Source organism: Parablautia sp. Marseille-Q6255, from assembly GCF_951230155.1.
Lineage (GTDB): Bacteria > Bacillota > Clostridia > Lachnospirales > Lachnospiraceae > Choladousia.
On record NZ_CATNVD010000001.1, the window covers coordinates 130,267 to 155,921 of the forward strand.

Annotated in this window: 28 protein-coding genes, 1 tRNA gene and 1 other annotated feature; of the genes, 27 read left to right on the forward strand and 2 right to left on the reverse strand. The window is 47.1% G+C overall.

The window, feature by feature from the left end; all coding sequences use genetic code 11:
* The first annotated feature begins 136 nt into the window (after positions 1-136).
* From QOX44_RS00675 to QOX44_RS00710, 8 genes are all read left to right on the forward strand, one after another.
* On the forward strand, positions 137-547 hold the full coding sequence (locus QOX44_RS00675; RefSeq protein ID WP_283680717.1) for a CBS domain-containing protein: 411 nt from the start codon (positions 137-139) through the stop codon (positions 545-547).
* A gap of 58 nt (positions 548-605) precedes the next feature.
* Positions 606-2,384, forward strand: a complete 1,779-nt coding sequence (locus tag QOX44_RS00680; protein WP_283680718.1) for an N-acetylmuramoyl-L-alanine amidase — start codon at positions 606-608, stop codon at positions 2,382-2,384.
* A 176-nt stretch (positions 2,385-2,560) separates the two neighbouring features.
* Complete coding sequence (ilvN, locus tag QOX44_RS00685) at positions 2,561-3,058, forward strand: acetolactate synthase small subunit (protein ID WP_283680719.1); 498 nt, start codon at positions 2,561-2,563, stop codon at positions 3,056-3,058.
* Between the two features lie 98 nt (positions 3,059-3,156).
* Entirely contained in the window at positions 3,157-4,176 is a 1,020-nt protein-coding gene (gene ilvC / locus QOX44_RS00690; RefSeq protein ID WP_283680720.1) for a ketol-acid reductoisomerase, read from the forward strand.
* Positions 4,177-4,366: 190 nt separating this feature from the next.
* Positions 4,367-5,644, forward strand: a complete 1,278-nt coding sequence (gene leuC / locus QOX44_RS00695) for a 3-isopropylmalate dehydratase large subunit (protein ID WP_283680721.1) — start codon at positions 4,367-4,369, stop codon at positions 5,642-5,644.
* A complete protein-coding gene (gene leuD, locus QOX44_RS00700) occupies positions 5,641-6,126 on the forward strand; it encodes a 3-isopropylmalate dehydratase small subunit (RefSeq protein WP_283680723.1) in 486 nt (161 codons plus the stop codon). Before leuC ends, leuD begins: the two co-directional genes overlap by 4 nt.
* Before the next feature lie 170 nt (positions 6,127-6,296).
* On the forward strand, positions 6,297-7,655 hold the full coding sequence (locus QOX44_RS00705; protein WP_283680724.1) for a SpoIID/LytB domain-containing protein: 1,359 nt from the start codon (positions 6,297-6,299) through the stop codon (positions 7,653-7,655).
* On the forward strand, positions 7,652-8,482 hold the full coding sequence (locus tag QOX44_RS00710) for a YihY/virulence factor BrkB family protein (RefSeq protein ID WP_283680725.1): 831 nt from the start codon (positions 7,652-7,654) through the stop codon (positions 8,480-8,482). Before QOX44_RS00705 ends, QOX44_RS00710 begins: the two co-directional genes overlap by 4 nt.
* A gap of 119 nt (positions 8,483-8,601) precedes the next feature.
* Here QOX44_RS00710 and QOX44_RS00715 read toward each other — a convergent pair whose 3' ends face one another.
* Positions 8,602-10,329 carry an IS1634 family transposase gene (locus QOX44_RS00715; protein WP_283680726.1) on the reverse strand — a complete coding sequence of 576 codons (1,728 nt, stop codon included), beginning with the start codon at positions 10,327-10,329 and terminating at the stop codon, positions 8,602-8,604.
* Between the two features lie 229 nt (positions 10,330-10,558).
* Positions 10,559-10,780 (forward strand) — a binding site (T-box leader).
* A gap of 63 nt (positions 10,781-10,843) precedes the next feature.
* Between QOX44_RS00715 and pheS the strand changes: the two genes are divergently transcribed.
* From pheS to QOX44_RS00795, 16 genes are all read left to right on the forward strand, one after another.
* Positions 10,844-11,863, forward strand: a complete 1,020-nt coding sequence (gene pheS, locus QOX44_RS00720; protein WP_283680727.1) for a phenylalanine--tRNA ligase subunit alpha — start codon at positions 10,844-10,846, stop codon at positions 11,861-11,863.
* A 23-nt stretch (positions 11,864-11,886) separates the two neighbouring features.
* On the forward strand, positions 11,887-14,304 hold the full coding sequence (gene pheT / locus QOX44_RS00725; protein ID WP_283680728.1) for a phenylalanine--tRNA ligase subunit beta: 2,418 nt from the start codon (positions 11,887-11,889) through the stop codon (positions 14,302-14,304).
* Between the two features lie 35 nt (positions 14,305-14,339).
* Positions 14,340-14,960 (forward strand): histidine phosphatase family protein, encoded by a 621-nt coding sequence (locus QOX44_RS00730; RefSeq protein ID WP_283680730.1) that lies wholly within the window; start codon positions 14,340-14,342, stop codon positions 14,958-14,960.
* On the forward strand, positions 14,947-15,975 hold the full coding sequence (gene queA, locus QOX44_RS00735) for a tRNA preQ1(34) S-adenosylmethionine ribosyltransferase-isomerase QueA (protein WP_283680731.1): 1,029 nt from the start codon (positions 14,947-14,949) through the stop codon (positions 15,973-15,975). The genes QOX44_RS00730 and queA overlap by 14 nt, the downstream gene beginning before the upstream one ends.
* A gap of 106 nt (positions 15,976-16,081) precedes the next feature.
* A complete protein-coding gene (nrdG, locus tag QOX44_RS00740; protein ID WP_283680732.1) occupies positions 16,082-16,573 on the forward strand; it encodes an anaerobic ribonucleoside-triphosphate reductase activating protein in 492 nt (163 codons plus the stop codon).
* A 37-nt stretch (positions 16,574-16,610) separates the two neighbouring features.
* Complete coding sequence (locus QOX44_RS00745) at positions 16,611-17,042, forward strand: dUTP diphosphatase (RefSeq protein ID WP_283680733.1); 432 nt, start codon at positions 16,611-16,613, stop codon at positions 17,040-17,042.
* Positions 17,043-17,312: 270 nt separating this feature from the next.
* Positions 17,313-18,308: a stage III sporulation protein AA gene (gene spoIIIAA / locus QOX44_RS00750; RefSeq protein ID WP_334305515.1), complete on the forward strand. Its 996-nt coding sequence runs from the start codon at positions 17,313-17,315 to the stop codon at positions 18,306-18,308.
* Entirely contained in the window at positions 18,305-18,826 is a 522-nt protein-coding gene (locus QOX44_RS00755; protein ID WP_283680735.1) for a stage III sporulation protein AB, read from the forward strand. The genes spoIIIAA and QOX44_RS00755 overlap by 4 nt, the downstream gene beginning before the upstream one ends.
* Before the next feature lie 47 nt (positions 18,827-18,873).
* Positions 18,874-19,068, forward strand: coding sequence for a stage III sporulation protein AC (gene spoIIIAC / locus QOX44_RS00760; protein WP_283680736.1), 195 nt, complete (start codon positions 18,874-18,876; stop codon positions 19,066-19,068).
* Positions 19,069-19,076: 8 nt separating this feature from the next.
* Positions 19,077-19,460, forward strand: a complete 384-nt coding sequence (locus QOX44_RS00765; protein WP_283680737.1) for a SpoIIIAC/SpoIIIAD family protein — start codon at positions 19,077-19,079, stop codon at positions 19,458-19,460.
* Between the two features lie 10 nt (positions 19,461-19,470).
* Positions 19,471-20,658, forward strand: coding sequence for a stage III sporulation protein AE (locus tag QOX44_RS00770; RefSeq protein WP_283680738.1), 1,188 nt, complete (start codon positions 19,471-19,473; stop codon positions 20,656-20,658).
* 2 nt (positions 20,659-20,660) lie between these two features.
* Complete coding sequence (locus QOX44_RS00775; protein WP_283680739.1) at positions 20,661-21,173, forward strand: stage III sporulation protein AF; 513 nt, start codon at positions 20,661-20,663, stop codon at positions 21,171-21,173.
* Positions 21,170-21,718 carry a stage III sporulation protein AG gene (locus QOX44_RS00780; protein ID WP_283680740.1) on the forward strand — a complete coding sequence of 183 codons (549 nt, stop codon included), beginning with the start codon at positions 21,170-21,172 and terminating at the stop codon, positions 21,716-21,718. Before QOX44_RS00775 ends, QOX44_RS00780 begins: the two co-directional genes overlap by 4 nt.
* A gap of 10 nt (positions 21,719-21,728) precedes the next feature.
* Positions 21,729-22,400, forward strand: coding sequence for a SpoIIIAH-like family protein (locus tag QOX44_RS00785; protein WP_283680741.1), 672 nt, complete (start codon positions 21,729-21,731; stop codon positions 22,398-22,400).
* A gap of 227 nt (positions 22,401-22,627) precedes the next feature.
* Positions 22,628-23,551, forward strand: coding sequence for a nucleotidyltransferase family protein (locus tag QOX44_RS00790; RefSeq protein ID WP_283680743.1), 924 nt, complete (start codon positions 22,628-22,630; stop codon positions 23,549-23,551).
* 53 nt (positions 23,552-23,604) lie between these two features.
* Positions 23,605-23,678: transfer RNA gene (locus tag QOX44_RS00795), tRNA-Pro, on the forward strand.
* Between the two features lie 164 nt (positions 23,679-23,842).
* Here QOX44_RS00795 and QOX44_RS00800 read toward each other — a convergent pair.
* Positions 23,843-24,397 carry a Uma2 family endonuclease gene (locus QOX44_RS00800; protein WP_283680744.1) on the reverse strand — a complete coding sequence of 185 codons (555 nt, stop codon included), beginning with the start codon at positions 24,395-24,397 and terminating at the stop codon, positions 23,843-23,845.
* A 259-nt stretch (positions 24,398-24,656) separates the two neighbouring features.
* Between QOX44_RS00800 and rplU the strand changes: the two genes are divergently transcribed.
* Genes rplU through rpmA form a run of 3 tightly spaced genes read left to right on the forward strand, consistent with a single transcriptional unit; the run spans position 24,657 to position 25,585 of the window.
* Positions 24,657-24,962 (forward strand): 50S ribosomal protein L21, encoded by a 306-nt coding sequence (gene rplU / locus QOX44_RS00805; protein ID WP_283680745.1) that lies wholly within the window; start codon positions 24,657-24,659, stop codon positions 24,960-24,962.
* 6 nt (positions 24,963-24,968) lie between these two features.
* A complete protein-coding gene (locus QOX44_RS00810) occupies positions 24,969-25,295 on the forward strand; it encodes a ribosomal-processing cysteine protease Prp (protein ID WP_283680746.1) in 327 nt (108 codons plus the stop codon).
* 2 nt (positions 25,296-25,297) lie between these two features.
* A complete protein-coding gene (gene rpmA, locus QOX44_RS00815; protein ID WP_283680747.1) occupies positions 25,298-25,585 on the forward strand; it encodes a 50S ribosomal protein L27 in 288 nt (95 codons plus the stop codon).
* Positions 25,586-25,655 lie beyond the last annotated feature (70 nt).

A 25,655-nucleotide genomic window follows, 5' to 3' on the forward strand; every position in this document is an offset into this window, starting at 1 on the left:
CGGACAGCAGAACCTTAAATTTTTACTAAATAATCATACGTTTTATTGAATCAAATTTTTCTGTATGGTAAAATAATGCATAAGAAAGCCCGGACGCCGCAAAGGCTGGCCGGGCAAATATATGTGAGGACATCAGATGAATATATTGTTTTATTTAGTTCCAAAAAGTGAAGTCATGTACCTGTTTGACGACTATTCGCTCAGGCAGGCGCTGGAAAAAATGGAGTATCACAGATACAGCTCCGTACCGATCATCAATCATGCGGGAAATTATATCGGCACATTGACCGAGGGGGATATCCTTTGGGAGCTCAAGCAGCGGGGCAGTCTGAGTCTGCGCGAGGCAGAGGAGATACCGATCAGAAAATTTCCACGCAAGCGGGATAATCAGCCGGTCAATGTCAACTGCAATATCGAAGATCTTGTCATGACCTCCATGAATCAGAATTTTGTACCGGTCATAGATGACAATGGCATCTTTATTGGTATCGTGACGCGCAAAAGTATCATTGAGTATTGCTACAACCACTATAAAAGTCTTGAATAATTTACAAAACTGTGATATCCTTTAACAAAAATGTAATAAATAGGGGATGAACAGTTTCATGAAGAGAAAAATATGGCTTGCAGCAGTCAGTGCCGCAATGATAATGGGTGTTTTCGGAAACACCGCTTTTTCTGTGTCTGCTCAGAAAACCATACAGACACAGGGCGTACAGGAGGACACCACAGAATCAGAATACAGTTCTGAAACACAGACAGAAGCTGTGCCGCACAGCGGGACACAGCCTGAGACAGAGCCTGCGTCAGAAGAGGCGACACCGGACGCTTTGCCGGACGGGACGGATCGGGAGGAATACGCCGGCAGCTATCACGAGCCAGGCTGGCATAAGCAGGGGGCTTATACTTATTATTATAAGTCTTCCGGAAAGCTGCAAAAAGGCTGGAAAAAAATCGATGGCAAGATGTACTATTTCCGCAAGAAATCAGATCCTGACGGGCCAAAGGGCAGTATGGCGACCGGTTTTTGTTCGATCGACGGCAAGCAGTTTTATTTTTCCAGAAAGGGAGTCCTCCAGCACGGCGGCTGGCGTACCATTAAAGGGAAAAATTATTATCTGACTCCGCGCGGAAATGCCGGTACCCTCGGCGCAATGTATGTCGGACTAAAAAAGATCGGTGATGATATTTTCTGTTTCAATGAAGATGGAAGCGCCTGTGTCGGATGGACAACCTACAAGGGCAAACGCTATTTTTTCAGCAATGGGAAAAAACTCGGACTGCGCGGACGCGCGATCAAAGGCTGGCGGAAGATCGGTGATGACACCTATTATTTTGCCTCAAACGGCGTCATGCAGAAAAACCGCTGGATCGATGGCCGCTATGTAGATAAAAAGGGGCGTCTGCTGCGAAACGGAGTCTCTCCCGCAGGCTACAAGACAGATGAAGACGGCCGGAAGATCGGGCTCGCGAAGGGCTGGTTTACGAGAAACGGAAAAACATATTATTACGTTTCCGGAAAAAAGACGATCGGTTTTAAAAAGATCGGCGGTAAAAAATATTACTTTAATAAAAACGGAGTCCGTAAGGAGGACGGCTGGATCACGGTGGATGGTTCGAGATATTATCTCTCGGACTGTATCGTACAGACAGGCTGGCAGACGATCGATGGAAAACGGTATCATTTTAAAAACAGCGGAAAAATGAGCGTCAGCACCACAGTGGACGGGATCACGATCGGTACGGACGGAGTAGCTGATATGTCGACTGCGCCTTCGCCGGAACAGAAATCCGTTCTGATCATAGCCGGACACGGGCAGGGGGATGTCGGAGCCGCCGGATATTATTCCAACTCCACGTACTATGAGTACCAGCTTACACGTGAGTTTGCAACATTGATCATGCAAAGGCTCAAGGCAGTAAATCCAGGTCTCAATGTAGTCATGTATGACCAGAACTATGACTGCTACCAGGTGCTTGCCGGGAGAAAATCCGGACCGGATCCTCAGTTTAAAAAATATGATTACGTACTGGAGGTTCATTTTAATGCAACCGTTGCATCCAGCAAAGATCCAAAGGGTGATGGTTCTTACAAGGGCATCGGCATGTATGTGAATTCTGCGAAAAAGGATACCTCCATTGACCGAAATATCGTAGCGACAGTCGCCAGTCGTACAGGCTTCCGTGTCTGGGGCGGCGGAACCGGGATCTTTGCCTCTTCAGGGCTTTTAAATGCAAAAACGGCTCAGAAGGCCGGTGTTTCTTACGGTCTGCTCGAATCTGCCTTTATTGATGACAGGGATGATATTACCTTCTATAATAAAAATAAAAATGCGATGGCGCAGGCTGTCGCAGAAGCATTGAACAGCTCGCTTACCAAATAGTGTGCTCGAAATGTCTTTCGTATTTTCAGACCACAAAAATGGTGCAGCGCATCTGCCCGCCGTTTTTGTGGTTTTTTAGAACCGTTACTAAATTTTTTTGCAGCACTTTTTCACGTTGACAAACTAAAGAATTACTGTTAAAATGTATAAAAGTTTTCAGTCAGGAGCGGATGGATATGAATAAAAAGGTTTTATCTTTGCTGGTAGACAATACCGCTGGTGTATTAAGCCGTGTATCAGGGCTTTTCAGCCGCCGCGGATACAATATTGACAGCCTCTCTGTTGGAGAAACGGCTGATCCCCGGTATTCACGTATGACCGTTGTCGTATCGGGAGACGAGCGCATACTCGATCAGATCACAAAGCAGCTTGCCAAGCTGATCGATGTCGTAGATATCAAGATCCTGGAGGAGGAAAACAGCGTAAGCCGCGAGCTGATCCTCGTAAAGGTGCGGGTAGACGCCAAGGAGCGTCACGAGGTGATCGGGATTGCAAATATTTTCCGCGGCAATATCATTGATGTCGGAAAGGATTCTCTGATCGTAGAGCTTACCGGACAGCAGTCAAAGCTTACTGCATTTTTGCAGCTTCTGGAGGGACATGAGATCCTGGAGCTCGCACGTACCGGTATCACAGGACTTTCACGCGGCTCTGACGATATCCGCTATTTATAACTGATGGAGGCGTACCTTCATTTGGCAAAGCATACTTACTTCTGTCATCTGATGATACTTTTTTCATAAAATTTATCAAACTGTGGAGGAATGAAAAAATGGATGCTAGAATCTACTATCAGAAAGATTGCAATCTCTCTCTTTTGGAGGGGAAGACGATCGCTGTGATCGGTTACGGCAGTCAGGGACACGCACATGCACTCAATGCAAAAGAATCCGGCTGTCATGTTATTATCGGACTTTATGAGGGCAGCAAATCCTGGAAAAAAGCCGAAGAGCAGGGATTTGAAGTATATACGGCTGCAGAAGCCACAAAAAAAGCCGACATTATCATGATCCTGATCAACGATGAAAAGCAGGCGGCTCTTTATAAAAAAGATATTGAGCCGAATCTGGAAGAGGGAAATATGCTGATGTTCGCACATGGGTTCAATATCCACTTTGGCTGTATCGTGCCGCCGAAGAACGTGGACGTTACCATGATCGCTCCAAAAGGACCGGGGCACACAGTAAGAAGCGAATATCAGGCTGGCAAGGGCGTGCCGTGTCTTGTGGCAGTACATCAGGATGCGACAGGAAAAGCGCTGGATCTGGCGCTTGCATATGCTCTGGCTATCGGCGGCGCAAGAGCCGGAGTACTTGAGACAACCTTCCGTACGGAGACAGAGACGGATCTTTTTGGTGAGCAGGCTGTACTGTGCGGCGGTGTCTGCGCTCTGATGCAGGCAGGCTTTGAGACGCTCGTAGAAGCCGGCTATGATCCGAGAAATGCTTACTTTGAGTGTATCCACGAGATGAAACTGATCGTAGACCTGATCTATCAGTCTGGCTTCGCAGGCATGCGCTATTCCATCTCCAATACGGCTGAGTACGGAGACTACGTGACAGGACCAAAGATCATTACAGAAGATACCAAAAAGGCAATGAAGAAAATTCTTTCGGACATTCAGGACGGAACATTTGCAAAGGATTTCCTGCTTGATATGTCTCCTGCCGGCGGACAGGTACACTTTAAGGCAATGCGCAAGCTGGCAGCTGAGCATCCGTCAGAGGTAGTCGGAGAAGAGATCCGCAAGCTGTACAGCTGGAATGGAGAAGACAAGCTGATCAACAACTAAGTCTGGAAACACAGTCCTGTACATATTGCAGGAGATACTCACACAGGGGTGCCACAGCCGGCGGGAAATATTTCCGGCAGGCGGCGCTCCTTTTTCATGGTATGGGAAAGCTCTCACTTTCCTGTGCCATAAGATCAGGATGCGCACGGATGCAAACACAAAACGGAGCCATATAAGGGAGGAACAGAATATGGGAATGACAATGACGCAAAAGATCCTGGCTGCCGCCGCCGGACTGGAAACCGTAGAGGCAGGGCAGCTGATTGAAGCAAAGCTGGATCTCGTACTCGGAAATGACATCACATCTCCGGTCGCAATCCATGAAATGGAAAAATTTCAGAAGGATGGCGTTTTTGATAAGGACAAGATCGCTCTTGTCATGGATCACTTTATTCCAAATAAAGACATTAAATCTGCAGAGCACTGTAAATGTGTTCGTGAATTTGCCTGCAGGCATGAGATCACAAACTATTTTGATGTAGGACAAATGGGGATCGAGCATGCGCTGCTGCCAGAGCAGGGCCTTACGGTAGCCGGTGACGTGATCATTGGGGCGGATTCTCATACATGTACATATGGAGCGCTCGGCGCATTCTCGACCGGTGTTGGAAGTACGGATATGGCGGCAGGAATGGCAACCGGAAAGGCCTGGTTCAAGGTTCCTTCTGCGATCCGTTTCCGCCTGACCGGCAGGCCTTCTAAATGGGTGAGCGGTAAGGACGTGATCCTGCACATCATCGGTATGATCGGCGTAGACGGAGCCCTCTATAAGTCCATGGAATTTACGGGCGACGGTATCCGTCACCTTTCTATGGATGACCGGTTTACGATTGCGAACATGGCGATAGAAGCAGGCGGAAAGAATGGTATTTTTCCGGTAGACGAGCTCGCTGTTGCCTACATGAAGGAACACTCCAAACGGCCGTTTCGGGTTTTCGAGGCTGACGAGGATGCCGTATATGAGGAAGAATATACCATTGATCTGTCGACCTTACGGCCTACGGTTGCTTTTCCGCATCTGCCGGAAAATACAAAGACCACAGATGAGATCACAGAAGATATTGTGATCGATCAGGCAGTCATCGGCTCGTGTACAAACGGCCGCATGGATGATCTGCGCACCGCTGCAGGCATTCTGAAAGGGCGCAAGGTGAAAAAGGGCGTGCGCTGTATCATCATCCCGGCTACGCAGGCCATCTATCTGCAGGCCATGGAAGAAGGACTGCTTCGGATATTCATCGAAGCAGGAGCAGTGGTAAGCACCCCGACATGCGGACCGTGTCTTGGCGGCTATATGGGGATCCTCGCAGATAAAGAACGCTGCATTTCCACAACAAACCGCAACTTTGTCGGCCGCATGGGCCACGTCGGCTCTGAAGTATATCTGGCAAGTCCTGCAGTCGCAGCCGCCAGCGCAGTGACCGGCAAAATTTCATCACCAGAAGAATTGCAGGAGGTAGGAGAATGAAAGCATCCGGAAGAGTATTCAAATATGGAGATAACGTAGATACAGATGTCATCATCCCGGCAAGATACTTAAACTCATCTGACCCGGCAGAGCTCGCGCAGCACTGCATGGAAGATATTGACCGCGAATTTGTCCAGAAGGTTCAAAAAGGCGATATTATCGTAGGCGAGAAGAACTTCGGCTGCGGATCCTCAAGAGAGCATGCGCCGATCGCGATCAAAGCCTCCGGCGTAAGCTGCGTGATCGCAGAGACGTTTGCCCGCATTTTTTACCGGAATGCGATCAATATCGGACTTCCGATCATCGAGTGTCCGCAGGCTGCCCGCAGCATCGAGGCAGGAGATGAGGTCGAAATCGATTTTGACAGCGGTATGATTTATGACCGCACAAAAGGGACAGAATTTAAAGGACAGGCATTTCCGGAATTTATGCAAAAGATCATAAAGGCAGAGGGACTGATCAACTACATTAACCAGTCCTGAAAAAACAGAGACCGCCCGTCAGATTTCTGTGCTTTTCTAAAATATCCATCGCATACATTTTTGCACCGGAAAAGTTCTTATCCCTGTGTCTGTGAAATATACTAATAAAAACGGACGAGTCCAAAGGAGCAATCTTGCACGGTCACTGGAAAAGCCGATGGATATTTTTTATGCAGCTTCTGCTTGCTGCCACGATCGCCGCATGCGCGGCAGCTCTGCTGTACCGCTATGCGCAGTACGGACAAAGTGGTGCGACAGCTTGCCTGCCGCCAAAAGAAACCGATGTTTCTTTTATGCCACAGACAAATGACGGGGAAGAAGCTTCACCTGATGCCTCTCAGATGATCCGCGTCCTGATCAAATCACAGGATTTTGCTTCTGACTTCCACGATAAAGTAGTCCTTTCCTGCAAAAAGGGCTGTGTGATCACAGACCAAAGCGGTGTCCACAGCAAAAAGCTCCCAGGAGAAAGCTGGCAGATCACCGGCACGGAGCTCGGCGCTGGAGATACGCTGTGCATCGAAGGCGTAAACGGCGCAAAGCTTGCACTGGAAAGCATTGTACGGGAAAGCGGTGTGCCACAGTACCACGGGAAGCTTTATCTGACCGGCAACAAGGAAGGGATCACTGTAGTCAATGAGGTGCCGCTTGAGCAGTATCTTTACAGTGTTGTCTCCAGTGAGATGCCCTCTTCTTATCCGGCAGAAGCGCTGAAAGCACAGGCGGTCTGTGCCAGAACGTATGCCAGGAACTGTATCCAAAACAACAGAGGGAAACAGCCCTGCGACCTCGATGACAGCGTTTCTTTTCAGGTCTATAATAATCAGCAGCTGACAAAGGCATCCAAAAAGGCGGTGCAGGAAACAGCGGGCGTGATCCTTCCGCTGGAGGAGATCCAGTATTATTCTACTTCCGGACTGACAGAAAAGCGCAGTGATCTTGGGGATGAGGCTTCTTTTCGGGATTTTCTGGACACTACACCGGATCCCACCGCCCAGTACGGCTCTGCGTGGATCCGGTGGTCTGTCACTGTTCCGGTCGCTTCTGTGACAGAAAATTTAGAGCAGGCGCGAAAGAGCGGAACGCTGACTGCACAGCCCCTTGACCCTGCACAGACCGCTCCTTGTGATGATGCGCAGCAGACACTTTCGATCGAAGCTTCCAAAAGAGAAGGAAACGGACAGCTGACCCTTCTGACACTGACCTGCGCAGGATACCGGTATTCGATCGAGGGAGAATACATGATCAGGAAAATACTGGGATCTCCAAAGGTTTCCATCTCGCTTCAGGATGGGTCTGTCACGGATGGCATGTCGCTGCTTCCAAGCGCATTTTTTATCATCGAAAATCAGGACGGAGGCAGCTTGTCGATCCGCGGCTGCGGATACGGGCATGGGAATGGTATGAGTCAGTGCGGAGCGGCTCAAATGGCGGCAGAGGGACTGGACTATACAGCGATTTTGAAGTATTATTATGGAGTAGCTCCTATACATCAAAGTGAAACTGCAGACAGGGAATGTGGATTATGAAAAAATGGCTGGATTTTTTACACCGATTTACATTAAAAATGGGAAATGACCGTGTCAGGGCACACTCCGCAGAAGCGGCATTTTTTATTATGATGAGCGTTTTTCCAGTGCTCATGCTTTTGCTGACGCTGCTCCAGTTTACGCCGATCAGTCAGAACGATGTCGTGATGGCGATCGAGCGGGTCACTCCGTTTCAGGTCTCAGATCTTTTAAAGCCTCTGATCAGCAGTATTTACCAGCAGTCTCCGGCACTCTTATCCTGGTCTGCGATCGTTGCAGTCTGGGTGGCAGGGAAAGGAATCATGGGGCTTACGGACGGACTGAATTCCATACACGGAGTGATCGAGACGAGAAACTATTTTGTCGTGCGTTTCCGCGCCGCCTGTTATACGGTTGTCATGATCCTCGCCCTGCTGGTAAGCCTTGTGATCCTTGTATTTGGATATTCCCTGCAATGGTATCTGCGCAGGCTTTTCCCGATTCTCAATGAATATCCGGATACGCTGATCATCGTACCTTTGATGATCGCGATGCTCATTTTGATCGTTTTATTTCTCGCAATGTACATGTTTTTGCCAAACCAGAAAAAAACTTTTAAGAGCCAGTTTCCCGGAGCAGTCTTTACTGCAGTCGCATGGGCCGCCTTTTCCTATGCCTTTTCCATTTATCTTGATTATGCAGTAAACATGTCTGTCCTGTACGGCAGTCTTACCACACTTGTTGTCGTAATGCTGTGGCTTTATACCAGCATGTACCTGCTGTTTATCGGCGCAGAGCTCAATCACTACATCGAAGATCCCGATGCCTTTGATATACAAAGTTCTTGACAGATCTGCTTTTGTGATATATGATCCCATCTTTGACAGTTAGAAAAAGAAAAAATCGCTGTATCCCTCATGTTTACTGGGGTATAGCGATTTTTTCCGTTGTTACGGACTTTAGTATTTTATTCTTTCCTTTTACTTTTTTTCTGGATATTTCTCATCTTACTTTTTGTTATGAACTGATAATCTGTTCGGAAACCGCAGACATCATGAAGAGCATCCGTAATTCTTTCCCGTTTGTATAAAGGAATAAATCCCTGTTCCTGTATTCCGGCGAAATTCATTTCTTTTAGAGCATCTAATAATTCTTCACATGTATATTTAGCATTCAGTTTTTTCTCAAGGAAACGGTATATGGTCAATGCAAGAAAACAGATTAGAAAATGTGCTTTGATCCGGTTTTCATCCTGTAAATAGACAGGTCTTGCAGAAAAATCTGTTTTCATAATCCGGAAACATTCTTCTATCTGCCATCTTCCTTCACTTACCTTTAAAATATCATTGACTTCGTCATCCAAAAGATCTGTGCATACTGCGTAAAAGCCATCATACTGGGATTCTTCGGAAATCTTGGCTTCATCCAGATAATGCTTTACATCAGCAGCTTCTCCTTCTTCTGTTACAGCGATCGTTCCGATGTAACGTGCTGGATCATTTGGATTTTTGCGGTTCTTTTTTGTGCTTCCTGAATCCAGCATCTTTTGTGCCCGCTCGATCTGTTTGTCTCGAATAGATTTTTGGTAAAGGGCATATTTAGGAGAATAGGTAATGATCAGGCGCTGATGCAGCTTCTTTGTGGTGTAGGGCTCGTCTTTATAATAAAGTCCTTTGTCATCTTCGGGTAGTTTTGTGATATCAACAGGGGTTCCGTCTGATACTTTTTTAAATCCCTGTAAATTTAATGCCCATTCCTTTTCTTCTTTCTTCAGCTTTTTGATGGACTGGGTTACGATATAAGCCCGTTCTCCCATGTGATTGTACTCTCGGATTGATTCAGAGCCGAGCCCGGCATCGCTACAATAAATAAATTTCTGACAACCAAAATCTCCAAGGACTTTCTTTTCTAACGGTTTGAGAGAGGTCTGCTCGTTTGCATTTCCCGGAAAAAGAGAAAAAGCCAGGGGGATCCCATCTCCATCCATAAACAATCCCATTTGGATGATTGGGTTTGGCCTGTGTTCTTTACTTTTGCCGTACTTTTTATTTTCATCTTCTTGTTCAATTTCAAAGTAATAATTCGAGCAGTCATAATAAAGGATCTTATCATTTCTTTTTCCAAGGAAGTGGGAGTTTTTATAAACCTCAGACTGAATAAGATCACATTCCGTACCAAGTACATCCAATGCCCGGTAAACATCATGAAGCTCGTAGGATGGTTTTTCTAAGAATTCAGATGCAACTTTGTAAGAAGAACGTTTGCTGCAAGGTTCTAAGATTCTTGCATAAATCAGATCCGAAAGGATCGCATTGATATCATACTTGAATTTATATTTATGTTTCAATTTCCGACAGATTTTATTCATTTGTAGTTGATAATAAATGGATTGGAGAAACAGATAGCCACCACGGAAGAAGGCCTGCTTGCCATAATCTAAGTGTCTATCCGCATGGAATGGTATCAATACTGTCTGTGCTTCTTTTTCCTTTTTATATTTTTCAGTTTCTATTTTCACTTCATTTTTCGCCCATGCAATGACATCATCTCTTGTAGGTCCATGTTCAGGCAAAAGTTGTTCTAAGGTTCCCAGCTTGCGGACAATAGCTGAAGTAGTGCTGCCATTTGCTTTTGTATAAGATTTGCAGATATAAAAGGACTCTGCATTTTTTGATTTTGTTATATGAAGATTCATCTGTCATCCCTCCTCCCTTATTATATCATACAATAACATAAAATAACAGATATAAAATCAAAAAAATTGACATAAAAAAAGCAGGTTTTATGCGACCTGTGAGTACTTTTTCCGATATTCAACTGTCAAACTCCCGCTCAATCACTACATCGAAGATCCCGATGCCTTTGATATACAAAGTTCTTGACAGATCTGCTTTTGTGATATATGATGATGTCTAGCAGAAAAACCAAAGGCAGTGATGGTGCACAGTAGCGGACTGTTTTCCGGCAGAGAGAGGATGTCATCGGCTGAAAGCATTCTCAGGTTCAGACAGACAGCGAAATTCACACCGGAGCTTTGCTTCTGAACCTCAGATTAGGAAGCAACGTTTCATGCGCGTTACGCATACCAGAGTGCCTGCCGCAGGGCAGGAAACAGGGTGGTACCACGGAAATTTTTCGTCCCTTTTTGGGGGCGATTTTTTTGTGCCGCTAAAAATACAGGTAAACCATCAGCAGAAAGGAAGAGTGGTATGAAAGACAGATTGCAGGCAATCTCAGAAACCGCACTGGCGCAGATCAAACAGGCCAGTGGACTTGATCAGTTAAACGATGTCAGAGTTGATTTTCTTGGAAAAAAAGGTCAGTTGACCGCATTATTAAAGAGTATGAAGGAGCTTGCTCCTGAGGATCGCCCGGCCTTTGGCCAGCTCGTCAATCAGACAAGAGAACAGATAGAAGCTGCGCTGGAAGAAAAAAAGCAGCTGCTCAAACAGGCTGCGCTGGAACAGCAGCTTAAGGAAGAGGTCATCGATGTAACACTCCCGGCAAAGAAAAATAATGTGGGGCACCGTCATCCGAATACGATCGCCCGCGAAGAAGTAGAGCGCATCTTCATCGGAATGGGTTATGAGGTCATGGAAGGTCCGGAGATCGAGTACGATGAGTACAATTTTGAAAAACTGAACATTCCGGCCGACCATCCGGCAAAGGATGAGCAGGATACATTCTATATCAGCAAGGAGATCCTGCTGCGTACACAGACTTCCCCGGTACAGGCCCGCGCAATGGAAAAAGGCAAGCTTCCGATCCGCATGATCGCACCGGGACGCGTATTCCGTTCCGATGAGGTGGATGCGACACATTCTCCGTCCTTCCATCAGATCGAGGGACTCGTGATCGATAAAAATGTCACCTTTGCAGATCTTAAGGGTACACTGGAGCAGTTTGCCAAGGAGCTCTTCGGAGAAGAGACAAAGACAAAATTCCGTCCGCATCACTTCCCGTTTACAGAGCCAAGTGCGGAGGTAGATGTATCCTGCTTTAAATGCGGCGGTAAGGGCTGCCGTTTCTGTAAAGGCAGTGGATGGATCGAAATCCTGGGCTGTGGAATGGTGCATCCGCATGTGCTGGAAATGTGCGGAATCGATCCAACAGTTTATACAGGATTCGCCTTCGGAGTCGGACTGGAGCGTATCGCACTGCTGAAATATGAGATTGACGATATGAGACTGCTGTATGAAAATGACGTACGTTTCCTGAAGCAGTTTTAACCAAATAAAAAAGGAGAATAAAAATGAATACGACATTATCATGGATAAAAGCATACGTTCCTGATCTTCACGTGACAGCTCAGGAATACACTGATGCAATGACTCTCTCCGGAACAAAGGTTGAGGGATACGTAGCTGCAGACCGTGATCTGTCCGGTATCGTGATCGGACAGATCGAACAGATCGAGCGTCACCCTGATGCAGACAAGCTGATCGTCTGCCAGGTAAATGTAGGAACACATACAACACAGATCGTGACCGGCGCGCCAAATGTCAAAGTCGGAGATAAGGTTCCCGTCGTTCTTGACGGAGGACGTGTCGCAGGAGGACACGACGGAAAGCTGACGGAGGGCGGCATCGAGATCAAAAAAGGAAAGCTGCGCGGGGTAGAGTCAAATGGTATGATGTGCTCGATCGAGGAGCTTGGCTCTACAGCAGACATGTATCCGGAAGCACCGGAATACGGCATTTATATTTTCCCGGAGGATGCTACGGTAGGCGCAGACGCGATCGAAGCGCTCGGTCTGCACGATATTACCTTTGAATATGAGATCACCTCAAACCGCGTTGACTGCTTTTCTGTCATCGGGATCGCGAGAGAGGCAGCGGCAACATTTGGAAAGGAATTCCATCCTCCGGTTGTAACTCCGACCGGCAATAATGAGAACGCCTCCGACTATATCAAAGTAACTGTGCAGGATCCGCAGCTGTGTCCGCGCTATACAGCAAGGATCGTAAAAAATATCAGGATCGCTCCGTCTCCGAAGTGGATGCAGCGCCGTCTGGCAGCCGCAGGTATCCGTCCGATCAACAATATCGTGGATATCACAAATTACGTGATGGAAGAGTACGGACAGCCGATGCATGCGTATGATTATGACCGTCTCGCAGGTCATGAGATCATTGTGCGCCGCGCACAAAACGGGGAAACATTCACAACACTTGACGGTCAGGAACGTACGATGGATGAAAACGTGGTCATGATCTGCGATGGAGAAAAATCTGTAGGCATCGGCGGTATCATGGGAGGAGAAAACTCCATGATCACAGACGATGTCAAAACAATGCTGTTTGAGGCAGCCTGCTTTGACGGTACGAATATCCGTCTTTCCTCCAAGCGGATCGGTCTTCGTACAGATGCCTCCGCCAAATTTGAAAAAGGTCTGGACCCGAATAATGCCCAGGCGGCGATCGACCGCGCATGTCAGCTGGTAGAAGAGCTCGGCGCCGGGGAGGTCGTAGGCGGCATGGTTGATGTATACAGCAGGGTAAAAGAGCCTGTTCGCATCCCCTTTGAGCCGGATCAGATCAATGCGCTGCTTGGCACTGACATTTCAGAAGAGGAAATGCTTGGTTACTTCCGCAGAATTGATCTGGGATACGATGCAGACACACGCGAGGTGATCGCACCGACCTTCCGCCATGATCTGTTTCGCACTGCTGACCTCGCTGAGGAAGTAGCTCGCTTCTACGGCTATGACAATATCCCGACAACGCTTCCGGATGGGGAAGCCACGACAGGCAAGCTTCCGTTTGATCTGCGCGTGCGCGAGGTGGCACAGGACATTGCCGAGTATTGCGGCTTTTCTCAGGGAATGATGTATTCCTTCGAAAGCCCGAAGGTATTTGACAAGCTCCTGATCCCACAGGACTGTGCGCTGCGCAATGCGATCCAGATCCAGAATCCGCTTGGAGAAGATTTCAGCATCATGCGTACCGTATCGGTCGGAGGCATGCTGACCTCTCTGGCCTTTAACTTCAACCACCGCAATAAAAACGTGCGTCTCTATGAGCTTGGCAATATCTATCTTCCAAAAGCGCTGCCGCTCACTGAGCTTCCCGATGAGCGCATGCAGCTCACGCTCGGTATGTACGGAGATGGAGATTTCTTTACCATGAAAGGTGTTGTGGAGGAATTTTTGGAAAAGGTCGGTATTACAGACCGCAAAACATATGATCCAAAAAGCGAAAAACCATTTTTGCACCCAGGACGTCAGGCAAACATTATGCACGGAAACACCGTTCTGGGTTACCTTGGAGAAGTACATCCACTTGTTGCAGCAAATTATGGAATCGGCGAGAAGGCTTACATCGCTGTCCTCGATATGCCGGAGATCACTGCGCTTGCTACATTTGACCGTAAGTACACAGGCATTGCCAAATATCCGGCAGTGACCCGCGACATCAGTATGGTCGTGCCAAAGCATATCCTTGCCGGAGATATTGAGACGATGATCCTCCAAAGAGGCGGAAAGATCCTGGAAACATGCACGCTCTTTGACATCTATGAGGGCGCCCAGATCCAGGAAGGCTTCAAATCCATGGCATACTCCATCGTATTCCGCGCAAAGGACCGCACGCTCGCAGAAAGCGATATTACTGCAGCCATGAAGAAAATCTGGAATGGTCTGGAGTCTCTGGGTATCGAAATCCGGTCCTGATAAGTCAAATAAGCGTCTGACAGGAGTGTTAATATATGAGATTATACATCATCCGGCACGGCGAAACTGCGTGGAATACGCAGCTTCGTCTGCAGGGACAGACAGATATTGAGCTAAATGAAAATGGCAGGCTGCTCGCGAAAAAGACTGCGCAGGCAATGCGCGGCATTCCCTTTGATCTGGTACTCACCAGTCCTCTTAGCAGAGCGAAGGAAACGGCACTGCTGGTACTTGACGGCAGAAATATTCCTGTTATCGAGGATACACGTATCCGCGAGATCAGCTTCGGCGATATGGAGGGAGAGCGGATTTCAAAAGAGGAACGCGAGGATCCAAATTCCCGGTTCTACCGCTTTTTTCACGATCCGGGACATTATATCGCTGCCGCACACGGGGAATCGATCCAGTCACTGTGCGAGCGCACGGCCGATTTTTTAGCAGAACTTAAAGAAAAAAAAGAATGGCAGGATAAAACAATCCTTATTTCTACCCACGGTGCTGCCTCAAGGGCACTGCTTTGTGCGGTAAAGAATACTCCGCTCTGCGATTTCTGGCAGGGCGGAGTACCTAAAAACTGTGCCGTGACAATCATAGACCTCGAAGAGGGGATGTGGAAGATAAAAGAACAGGATGTGATATATTATGAAAACGTCTGATTTTTATTTTGATTTGCCGCAGGAGCTGATCGCACAGGATCCGCTCGATGACCGTTCTGCCTCCCGCCTGCTCGTCCTTGACAAGACTACAGGAGAAATGCAGCATCGTCATTTTTATGACATCATTGATTATCTGAACGAAGGGGACTGCCTTGTCCTGAATAACACAAAGGTCATACCTGCAAGGCTTTACGGCGTGCGGGAGGGGACCGGTGCAATGATCGAGATCCTTCTTTTAAAACGCAGGGAAAACAGAGTCTGGGAAACGCTCGTCAAGCCTGGCAAAAAGGCAAAGCCTGGCACCCGGATCATTTTCGGAGACGGACTGCTCACAGGAGAAGTCCTTGACGTCGTTGAAGAAGGCAATCGCCTGATCCAGTTCACGTATGAAGGCGTATTTGAGGAAATACTTGACCAGCTCGGTCAGATGCCTCTGCCGCCCTATATCACCCATGAATTAAAGGACCGCAATCGCTATCAGACTGTTTATGCAAAGTATGAAGGATCAGCGGCAGCTCCGACTGCAGGTCTGCATTTTACACCGGAACTCCTCCAGAAAATCCGCGAAAAAGGAATCCGTATCGCTGAGGTGACTTTGCATGTCGGACTTGGGACCTTCCGTCCGGTAAAGGTGGAAGACGTCACTATGCATCACATGCACTCTGAATTTTACGAAGTGACAGAAGAGGCTGCCACCGTCATCCGCGACACCAAAGCATCCGGAGGACGTGTGATCTGTGTCGGCACAACGAGCTGCCGCACGATCGAATCCGTCGCCGCACGCTTTGACGGAGAGATACGTGCCTGCAGCGGATGGACTGAGATATTTATCTATCCGGGATTTACCTTCCGCCTTCTGGACGGACTGATCACAAATTTCCATCTTCCGGAGTCCACACTTCTGATGCTGGTTTCCGCGCTTGCCGGGAAAGAACATATTATGGCAGCATACGAAGAAGCCGTCAGAGCGCGCTACCGCTTTTTCTCGTTCGGCGATGCTATGTTCATCCGGTAAATCTCTTGACGCATCCTGTCAGAAATGGTAGTATAGTGAATGCTTGCACATAATATTGTATAAGTTTTTGCAAAAGAACACATCGTGTTGTATGGAGGCAGTAAATATGCGTTATCACAATATCACAAAGGATGATATGCTAAACGGCGATGGACTGCGTGTCGTCCTGTGGGTTTCCGGCTGCTCGCACCGTTGCCCGGAATGTCAGAATCCCGTTACCTGGGATCCAGACGGCGGCATTCTATTTGAAGAAAAGGACAAAGAAGAGCTTTTTGCCCAGCTCTCCAAACCATATGTATCCGGTGTCACATTCAGCGGCGGTGATCCTTTGTTTGAATCAAACGAAGCAGATATCCTGGCGCTTGCAAAGGAAATCCGCATGAAGTTCCCCCGGAAAACAATCTGGCTGTACACCGGTTATCTCTGGGAATACGTAAAAACCAGAGAGATCGTGCATTATCTCGATGTTCTGGTAGATGGTCCATATGTCAAACAGCTTCGCGATACGAAGCTCTACTGGAGGGGCAGTGCAAATCAGCGTGTCATTGATGTAAAAGAATCCCTTACAGCAGGAAAAGTGGTGCTGCACTGCGAATAAGCTGCCGCACAAAAGTTCAGGATATAAAGGAGACGATATGAAACAGATAAAGATTCAATATTTGGATGATTCCATCAAACGGCTGGAATACATTGACGGAAAATCTGACTGGATCGATCTGCGTGCCGCGCAGGATGTAACTCTGAAAAAGGGAGAGTTCACACTGATCCATCTGGGCGTAGCAATGCAGCTGCCTGCCGGATACGAGGCGCACATTGTCCCGCGCAGCTCCAGTTTCAAAAATTACGGCATTATCCAGACAAACCATATGGGAGTCATTGATGAGACGTATGCCGGACCAAATGACTGGTGGCGCATGCCTGTCCTGGCAGTCCGCGACACACAGATCAAGAAAAATGACCGGATCTGTCAGTTCCGTATCATGGAGCACCAGCCTCAGATACAGTTTATCGAGGGGGCTCTGGATGCGCCGGACCGCGGAGGCTTTGGCAGTACAGGGAAAAACTGAAATAAGGTGTACGATACTGCTCAAAGCGCAGCAGACAGAACTTCCGTTATATTTTTCTGTCTGCTGTGTTTTTTTATTTATTACTCAAACTTGCGCTCATCCCTTCCATGCTTTAGTCATATTTACAAAGACTGTCCCATATACTTAAATCATAACCGTTCAGCCATCCGCTCGAATCAGCCGGCGCGCAGCTTCTGCCGCCGCATACTCTGTACATGGCTGAACGGTTGCCTTAAATCAGAAAAGAGAAGAGGAAAGAGGTGGTGCAAGCTGCAGAATCTAAGACCAGTCCAGGAAAAAAAGGGGGAGACCATTTACCATCTGCTCTCAGACGGGATCCGAAAAAGAATACAGACCTGTCGTCTTGACCCGGAGAAGCTGCAGGAAATCCGCCTGCGTATCCGACAGCCCGTTTTCATCCGATATGCCGGAAAAGAATACGTGCTCTCTGAAAACGGCAGTCTGACCAATCAGACACAGCCCGGATACCGTGTCTGTGAGAACGATATCCGGGAGACGCTTTCTTACATATCCGGCTATTCCCTGTATGCCTTTAACGAGGAACTGAAGCAGGGCTTTTTTACAGTAGCCGGAGGGCACAGGATCGGCATTGCCGGAAAAGCCGTAGCAGAAAACGGACAGCTGACTGGTATCCGGTATATTTCTTTTATCAATATCCGGATTGCACATCAGATACCGGGCTGTGCAGATGAGATCATGCCTTATATCATCAATGGAAACGAGGTACAAAATACACTGATCATCTCTCCGCCAGGCGCCGGAAAGACAACAATACTGCGCGATATGATCCGTCAGGTGTCCGATGGCACCGGTAGAATGTCAGGAAAAAATGTCGGAGTCGTGGACGAGCGTTCAGAGATCGCAGGCTGCTGGCAGGGGGTTCCGCAAAATGATGTCGGTATGCGCACAGACGTCCTTGACTGCTGCACCAAAGCAGACGGAATGATGATGCTGCTGCGCTCCATGACACCGCAGGTAATTGCGGTGGATGAAATAGGAAACCGTGCAGATGAGGCTGCGCTTGCCTGCGTATTCCACAGCGGCTGTCGGCTGTTTGCGACTATCCACGGAACCTCTGTGCAGGAAATCCGAAAAAAGCGGCTGCTGGAGGAGATTTTCGACGCTCATATGTTTGACCGTTTTGTGGTCTTACAGAATCATTCAGACAGCAGGATCCGGGAAATCCTCGACTGCAACGGCGACCTCCTGTATCAGACAGCAAAAGATCCAAAGGAGCTTCCATGACTGCGTTAAGGACTGCCGGATACCTGTGCATTTTTGCGGCATCCATGCTGTCCGGTTTTTATCTGGAAAACAATCTGAAAAAAAGATGGTATTTTCTGCGTGAGATATATGAAGTCTTTCTTTTCCTGGATCAGGAAATGACGCACCGCTATTCTCTGATCCAGGAAGCTTTGCAGTATGCATCCAGTCACTGCCGTACAGAAGCTGCCAGTATGCTTCAATATACCGTCAGGAGGATCGACAGCCGGGAGGAGGGAAGCTTTCTTCAAATATGGAAGGATGCAGCTTCCAGGCTGCCGGAGCATCTGCTCTCAGATGAGGAATACTGCATGCTGTGTCAGTCCGGCGCTGCCCTTTGCTGTACAGATCCTGTGACCCAGAAAACATTATTAAAAAAATATGCGGACCGCTTTTTCTCCTATAGCCGCAGCGCCGAAGCCATATACAGGGAAAAGGGCAGGCTGTACCGCTCCCTGAGCACAGCGGGAGGTATTCTGATCATCCTCCTTCTGATCTGATTCTGAGGCAGCAGCCAGAACCGCGTCCAGTCAGGAAAGGAACAACCATGAGTATAAATCTGATTTTCAAAATAGCGGCTGTCGGAATACTGGTTTCTGTTTTGAGTCAGATTCTGAAACAAAGCGGAAGAGAAGAGCACGCCTTTTTGACCGGACTTGCCGGCCTTGTACTCGTGCTGTTCTGGATCCTTCCCTATATCAGCCAGTTATTCGAAACTGTAAAATCGCTGTTTGCACTGTGAGGTTGTATATGAATATTATAAAAATCGCAGTACTTGGTCTGACCGGTGTGATACTGGGACTGTTTCTTGCCAATCTGAAATCTCCATTTTCCAGTCTTATCAGCATCGTTACCTGCATGCTGATCATTTTTTACAGTGTCACAAAGCTTTCCGGCGTATTTGAGCTTTTAAATACGCTCAGCGGCTATTTTTCACAGCAAAAAGACTATTTCCGCATTCTCCTGAAGATCATCGGCATCACTTATGTGGCTGATTTTGCAGGAAATATCTGTCGGGATGCCGGATATGCAGCGATTGCCGGGCAGATTGAAATCTTTGGAAAAATATCCATTCTCGCCATCAGCTCACCGATCATTCTGGCTTTGCTGGAAACGATTTATGGTTTTTTATGAGACAGTGCCTATGCGATGGCTGATCCTTTTTATGATCCCCGTACTGCTGTTTGGTCCGGCAGTACCTGCAAATGCAGAAGAAGCTGCTCCTTATGATTTTCAAAGTGAATGTTCTGCGCAGGAGGAGACGGAAACGCAGACAGATCTTTTTTCTATAGCGGATGAGTATATTGATATGGATGCCATACAGTCGCAGCTGTCGGAAAGCACAGACTCTGATCAGTTTTCTTTTTCTCAGACGATCCGGCATCTGTTAAGCGGTCAAATACCTTTCGAGCCGGACAGGCTCCTGCAATATGTCGGAGAACTGTTTCTGGGAGAGCTTCGCCAGCAGAAGAATATTGTGCTTCAGATCCTTGTTATTGTGCTGTCCTGCGCCGTTTTTTCTAATTTTATCCATATTTTTAAAAGCAGTCAGATTGCGGAGATCGGATTTTATATGATTTATTTTCTGGTCTGTACCATGCTGCTGCACTCATTTGTTGACATGAGCATGATCGGACAGCAGGCATGCAATGCCATGTATGACTTTATGAAGGTCCTGCTTCCTTCCTATCTGGTCACTGTGGTCCTGTGCGCAGGAAGTATCTCTGCGGTCGGATTTTATGAGATCACAGTACTGGGGATCAGTCTGATGCAGGGAGTTCTTCTAAAGCTCATCCTCCCGGCGATCCACTTTTATATGATCGTCCTCCTTCTGAACCAGATCGGAAAAGAGGATTATTTTTCTCAGCTTTCTTCTCTTATCGAAACGATGATCAGCTGGAGCGTCAAGACGATACTGGGAGTTGTGCTGGGTCTCCAGGCTGTACAGTGCCTGATCGCTCCGGCAGTAGATTCTATGAAAAACTCCGGTCTGCACCGTCTTGCAAAGGCGATCCCCGGAGTCGGATCTATGCTGGACTCGGCACTCGAAACAGTCGCCGGCTCTGCGCTTATCATTAAAAATGCGGTAGGGATCGCAGGGATACTGGCGCTTTCCTTTATCTGCCTGCTCCCGATCGCCAAACTGGCTGCCTGTATGCTGCTGTTTAAGCTCCTGTGCGCACTGATCCAGCCGATCAGTGAAAAACGCATGGTTGCAGGAATTGAAAGTCTTTCTAAAAGCATCGGACTAATCCTGCGGGTACTTGTAGCATCACTGGCAATTTTTGTCATATCGCTTGCTATGATCACTGCATCCATCACTGGAGGGTAAGAATGACGAACTGGATCAAAGCACTGGCAGGAAGCCTTTGTATCCTGACTGTGCTTATGCATCTGATACCGGAAAGCAGCTTTTCCAAATACGCAAAATTTTATGCAGGCCTTCTTTTTCTCCTCATGGCCGCCCGTCCCGCCATACAGCTCCTTGCCGGCGACGGGCAGCTTGAGCGTCTTTTGAGGCTGGAATTTGCAAAGGAAGCCTATTATGACATGGAAACTGCCATAGAAGGAATGGCGGATCTGAAAAACAGCCAGATCAGCGAAGCATACCAAAGAGAGCTGACGCGGCAGATCCGGGAGATCACACAGGCCTGTCAGGCCGAGCTGATCGACATAGCCGTTTCCTTTGACCGCTCAGAGACGTATCGTATCCAGAGTATCTCATTGACCATAAAGACATCGCATACTGATGCGGCGGACGCACTTGGAAAAGAGCTTTCACAGGTGTATCTGATCCATCCGGATGCAGTCAAAATAACCGTGCAGGAGTGTGATACAGGTACATGAAGCAATGGATAGAAAAATTAAAGCAGATGAAAAAAGACCAGATCATGATCCTGCTCCTGGCAGGATGTCTGCTTCTGGTCATTTCCGTACCAACAGATCCGGCTTCCGTGCCGGATGAGCAGGAAGGAAAGGAGACAGAAGCGCCCGTGTATCTTTCCTCCGGCTCTCAGACACAGGAGCTGGAAAAAAAATTACAGACAATCCTAAGTCACGTAGAGGGCATTGGAAAGGCAGAGGTCATGCTGACGTTAAAATCCAACGGCAGGAAAATTGTAGAAAAAGACAGGGAGGAATCCGAAGCGCAGCAGCAGTCAGAAAACAGCAGCTCCCAGGAGCATGACCGCACAGAACATACCGTTTTGCAAAAAGACAGCACCGGAAAGGAAAGCCCCTATGTTGCGGAGGAGCTAAAGCCAGAGGTATCCGGTGTCCTTGTGATCGCCCAGGGCGGCGATAACCCACAGACAGTTTCTGAAATAACCGAAGCAGTAATGGCATTATTCGGAGTAGAAGCGCATAAAATCAAAGTAATGAAGATGGAATAAGGAGGAACTTGTGAAACGGATTTTTAAGAAAAACCAAATCATCATCACAACACTGGCAATCATGATCGCAATTGCCGGCTACCTGAATTATTCAGGCAAAATTCTGGACGAGAAAGCAGATACAGTAAGCACAGACGACAGCGCAGTACTGGTAGCAGATACGGGGGCGGGAGAAGGAGCGGATACATATCTGGATACTTATTCGGATATCGTCAGCCTCGATGGCGATGCCACACAGGAAGCTTCCCTGGATGAAGCCGATTCAGAAGCAGGTGTTGGAGAAGCAGTTCTTGCAAGCTCTGCTGCCAGCGACAGTATCCTGGCTTCCGCGCGTCTGAACCGCGAACAGGTTCGGGCGAAAAGCAAAGAAACGCTTCTCGAAGTCATTAACAATACAAATGTGACAGAAGATCAGAAGCAAAATGCAGTCTCCGCCATGACACAGATGACTCAGATTGCGGAGCAGGAAGCCGCTGCAGAACTGCTGCTGGAAGCAAAGGGCTTTGCCGGATGTATTGTCAGCATTACCGATGGTGTTGCGGACGTAGTAGTAAGCCAGGCCGAGCTAAGTGACGCACAAAGAGCTCAGATCGAAGATATTGTCAAGCGAAAAACAGAAATCCCGGGAGAAAATATCGTTATCACTCCACAGGAACAGGTCGGAGAAACCTTCACAAAATAATCCAGTATCTATCACGAGATCCCCCGCAGCCTTCGGGCGTCCAGGCGGGGGATCGCACGTGATAGAACGCATTCCCCTTCCAAAGATTTCTTTTATACTATACCAGTCGTCCGGAATTAGGTCTGGATTTTTACAGCTGCGTATGATAAGATACTTGCATAATCAAAATGCTCAGAAATGATACAGAGGCTGTTTCCTGCATCATTTCTGAAAAAACGGGAGAAAAAATGAAAAATACTACTTTAGTCATTATGGCCGCCGGGATCGGCAGCCGCTTTGGCGGAGGGATCAAGCAGCTGACACCGTTTGGTCCTTCCGGCGAGATCATCATGGATTATTCTATTTACGATGCCATAAAAGCAGGCTTCAACAAGGTCGTTTTTGTCATCCGCAAAAGCATGCTGGATGATTTCAAGGCCATAATCGGGAACCGGATCGAGAAGCTCATTCCTGTTGCCTATGCTTTCCAGGAAATGGATGATCTGCCGGACGGCTACAGTGTCCCGGAAGGACGCGTAAAGCCTTGGGGAACAGGGCAGGCGATTCTCGCATGCCGCGGGATCGTACAGGAACCCTTCGCAGTAATCAACGCAGATGATTACTATGGCCAGGATGCCTTTTATAAAGTACATGACTATCTTGTACATACCGCACCACAGCATGATTCCAAATATCATTTTTGTATGGCAGGCTTCATTTTGAAAAATACACTTTCTGAAAACGGAGGTGTTACAAGAGGTATCTGCCGTCTGGATGAAAACGGAGCATTAACACAGATCTGTGAAACACACAATATCATCAAAACCGCGGATGGGGCAGCCGTTTTATCAGAGGATCATACGCTTACTCCACTGGATCCGGATGGTCTTGTTTCCATGAATTTCTGGGGATTTACACCCGATTTTATAGAGATTCTGGAAAACGGATTTGCAGAATTTCTCTCAGCAATGAAAGGCAATGAATTAAAGGCGGAATATCTGCTCCCGACGATCGTGGATGATCTGCTCAAAAAAGAACAGGTGACGCTCTCTGTGCTTCCATCTGCAGACCGCTGGTTTGGCGTTACCTTCAAAGAAGATACGCCTGTCGTAAAGCAGGCATTTGCAGATCTGATCGCACAGGGTATCTACAGCGAAAATTTATTTGGATAATTGAAAATTTTTTCTTTACAACAAAAAACATTTCTAGTAAAATAGAAATGTTCCGGGGTATGGCGTAGCTTGGTAGCGCGCTCGGCTGGGGGCCGAGAGGTCGCAGGTTCAAATCCTGTTGCCCCGATTTTCGTTGTACATTCAAGGTTTTGAAATGTTTCAGACATTGTAATAAGTCTATAATCAGTTCTTGTATGAGAATCAATTATAGACTTATTTTTATACCTGAATATTGAAGATGAGAAATTGTCAATGAATTTTCTTACGCTGTCTCAAATCAGCTTTTCGCCTTTATTTTTTAGATGAAATATCCAGTTCTGAAAAATTAATTTCAAAATTGTCAAAAATCCTGACCTTGACAGTATCCGAGAAGGTATACTCACTGTATTCTTCTTTTTCAAAATAGTGTACGGTGATTCTATTTTTTTCGCGGTCTACAATCCAGTATTCGCGCACACCGGAGTTTAAATATTTAATCATTTTTTTGCCGTAATCCATGTTGCGTGTAGACGGTGAAACCACTTCTATAATTAGATCGGGCGCACCCTTGCAGCCTTCCTCTGTAAGCTTAGATTCGTCACAGACTACCATAAGATCAGGTTCTAAATAGTTTTTATTGTTTTCACTCAAAAATACGGCGTATGGAGCAAAAAGTACCTTGCATTTTCCACTTTTGGAATTGATATAGTTGCCAATTTTTAAGTGTAGCCATCCAGTAATATGCTGGTGTGTCCTTGTCGGTGATGCCTGATAATAAATCTGACCGTCAATCAGCTCGGCCCTCACGTTTTCAGGTAAAGCAAAAATATCCTCTATGGTATAGGTTTTTTCCTGTGATAATGCCATGCGAATCCCTCCTTGCGTTTATGATGAAAAATTGTCAGTTTTTAAAGAGCAACTGCGTTGTTACTTTTCTTATTTTATCATATCTGTAAATAATTCCGCAACGCTCCAATCCTTAAATTGTCCGGATCTACATTTTTTTGCAAAAAAACCATTGACGCTTGTCACGAGATGTGCTATCTTAATAAAGTATGCCGCACAAAGAGGTAAAAGTGTCTACGGACCACCGAATTTGGCGAGTAAAGATTATGGGAGGTGCCATATGTACGCAATTATTGCAACAGGTGGTAAACAGTACAAAGTAGCCGAAGGCGATATCATTAACGTAGAAAAGCTTGGTGTTGAAGCTGGTGAAACTGTTACGTTTGATCAGGTGCTTGCAGTAAGCAATGACGGTCTTAAGGTTGGTTCTGATGTAGCAGACGCAACTGTTACAGCTACAGTAGTAAAGAACGACAAGGCTAAAAAAGTCATCGTTTACAAGTACAAGAGAAAAACAGGTTACCACAAGAAAAACGGTCACAGACAGCAGTACACACAGGTTAAGATCGAAAAGATCAACGGTTAATCTGGTATGATCCGGTTTACCGTGTGGAAATCTGGAGATCAGTACAGCGGCTTTCGATGCGCCGGACATGCCGGATTCGCAGATGCGGGATCAGATATCGTATGTTCTGCAGTTTCTGCTTTAACATTCAATACTGTGAATTCAATCGAGAAGTTTACAGATGACGCATTTACAGTAGAAGCAGGAAAAGACGGCGGTATGCTTACGGTAAGGTTCCCGGAAACACTCAGTGGGAAAGCTGTATTGCTGATGGACAGCCTTATTCTCGGTATTGAGAGTATTCAGGCTGATTACGGAAATGAATATATTACCCTGACATCTGAGGAGGTGTAACTATGTTGAAGATGAACCTTCAGTTCTTCGCTCATAAAAAGGGAGTTGGTTCTACAAAGAACGGACGTGATTCCGAGTCTAAAAGACTTGGCGCCAAGAGAGCGGACGGACAGTTTGTAAAAGCTGGAAACATTCTTTACAGACAGCGCGGTACTAAGATCCATCCGGGTCTGAACGTAGGTCGTGGCGGTGATGATACACTGTTCGCTACAGCAGACGGTATCGTAAGATTTGAGAGAAAAGGAAGAGACAAGAAGCAGGTTTCTGTACTTCCGGTAGCAGCAGAATAATTGACACAGGCTTCAAATCATCATATGGTTTGAAGCTTGTTTTGTATTATATGATAGAAAAAGAAAGCAG

Excerpts from the sequence above, each read along its gene's own strand:
- pheT (WP_283680728.1), top strand. The coding sequence starts at position 11,887 with ATGAATACGACATTATCATGGATAAAAGCATACGTTCCTGATCTTCAC.
- leuD (WP_283680723.1), top strand. The coding sequence starts at position 5,641 with ATGAAAGCATCCGGAAGAGTATTCAAATATGGAGATAACGTAGATACA.
- QOX44_RS00710 (WP_283680725.1), top strand. The coding sequence starts at position 7,652 with ATGAAAAAATGGCTGGATTTTTTACACCGATTTACATTAAAAATGGGA.
- queA (WP_283680731.1), top strand. The coding sequence starts at position 14,947 with ATGAAAACGTCTGATTTTTATTTTGATTTGCCGCAGGAGCTGATCGCA.
- QOX44_RS00755 (WP_283680735.1), top strand. The coding sequence starts at position 18,305 with ATGACTGCGTTAAGGACTGCCGGATACCTGTGCATTTTTGCGGCATCC.
- QOX44_RS00810 (WP_283680746.1), top strand. The coding sequence starts at position 24,969 with ATGATCCGGTTTACCGTGTGGAAATCTGGAGATCAGTACAGCGGCTTT.
- leuC (WP_283680721.1), top strand. The coding sequence starts at position 4,367 with ATGGGAATGACAATGACGCAAAAGATCCTGGCTGCCGCCGCCGGACTG.
- QOX44_RS00780 (WP_283680740.1), top strand. The coding sequence starts at position 21,170 with ATGAAGCAATGGATAGAAAAATTAAAGCAGATGAAAAAAGACCAGATC.
- QOX44_RS00765 (WP_283680737.1), top strand. The coding sequence starts at position 19,077 with ATGAATATTATAAAAATCGCAGTACTTGGTCTGACCGGTGTGATACTG.
- QOX44_RS00745 (WP_283680733.1), top strand. The coding sequence starts at position 16,611 with ATGAAACAGATAAAGATTCAATATTTGGATGATTCCATCAAACGGCTG.
- QOX44_RS00775 (WP_283680739.1), top strand. The coding sequence starts at position 20,661 with ATGACGAACTGGATCAAAGCACTGGCAGGAAGCCTTTGTATCCTGACT.
- QOX44_RS00800 (WP_283680744.1), bottom strand. The coding sequence starts at position 24,397 with ATGGCATTATCACAGGAAAAAACCTATACCATAGAGGATATTTTTGCT.
- QOX44_RS00675 (WP_283680717.1), top strand. The coding sequence starts at position 137 with ATGAATATATTGTTTTATTTAGTTCCAAAAAGTGAAGTCATGTACCTG.
- QOX44_RS00790 (WP_283680743.1), top strand. The coding sequence starts at position 22,628 with ATGAAAAATACTACTTTAGTCATTATGGCCGCCGGGATCGGCAGCCGC.
- QOX44_RS00705 (WP_283680724.1), top strand. The coding sequence starts at position 6,297 with ATGCAGCTTCTGCTTGCTGCCACGATCGCCGCATGCGCGGCAGCTCTG.
- nrdG (WP_283680732.1), top strand. The coding sequence starts at position 16,082 with ATGCGTTATCACAATATCACAAAGGATGATATGCTAAACGGCGATGGA.
- QOX44_RS00770 (WP_283680738.1), top strand. The coding sequence starts at position 19,471 with ATGCGATGGCTGATCCTTTTTATGATCCCCGTACTGCTGTTTGGTCCG.
- QOX44_RS00730 (WP_283680730.1), top strand. The coding sequence starts at position 14,340 with ATGAGATTATACATCATCCGGCACGGCGAAACTGCGTGGAATACGCAG.
- QOX44_RS00715 (WP_283680726.1), bottom strand. The coding sequence starts at position 10,329 with ATGAATCTTCATATAACAAAATCAAAAAATGCAGAGTCCTTTTATATC.
- rpmA (WP_283680747.1), top strand. The coding sequence starts at position 25,298 with ATGTTGAAGATGAACCTTCAGTTCTTCGCTCATAAAAAGGGAGTTGGT.
- QOX44_RS00680 (WP_283680718.1), top strand. The coding sequence starts at position 606 with ATGAAGAGAAAAATATGGCTTGCAGCAGTCAGTGCCGCAATGATAATG.
- pheS (WP_283680727.1), top strand. The coding sequence starts at position 10,844 with ATGAAAGACAGATTGCAGGCAATCTCAGAAACCGCACTGGCGCAGATC.
- spoIIIAC (WP_283680736.1), top strand. The coding sequence starts at position 18,874 with ATGAGTATAAATCTGATTTTCAAAATAGCGGCTGTCGGAATACTGGTT.
- ilvC (WP_283680720.1), top strand. The coding sequence starts at position 3,157 with ATGGATGCTAGAATCTACTATCAGAAAGATTGCAATCTCTCTCTTTTG.
- ilvN (WP_283680719.1), top strand. The coding sequence starts at position 2,561 with ATGAATAAAAAGGTTTTATCTTTGCTGGTAGACAATACCGCTGGTGTA.
- rplU (WP_283680745.1), top strand. The coding sequence starts at position 24,657 with ATGTACGCAATTATTGCAACAGGTGGTAAACAGTACAAAGTAGCCGAA.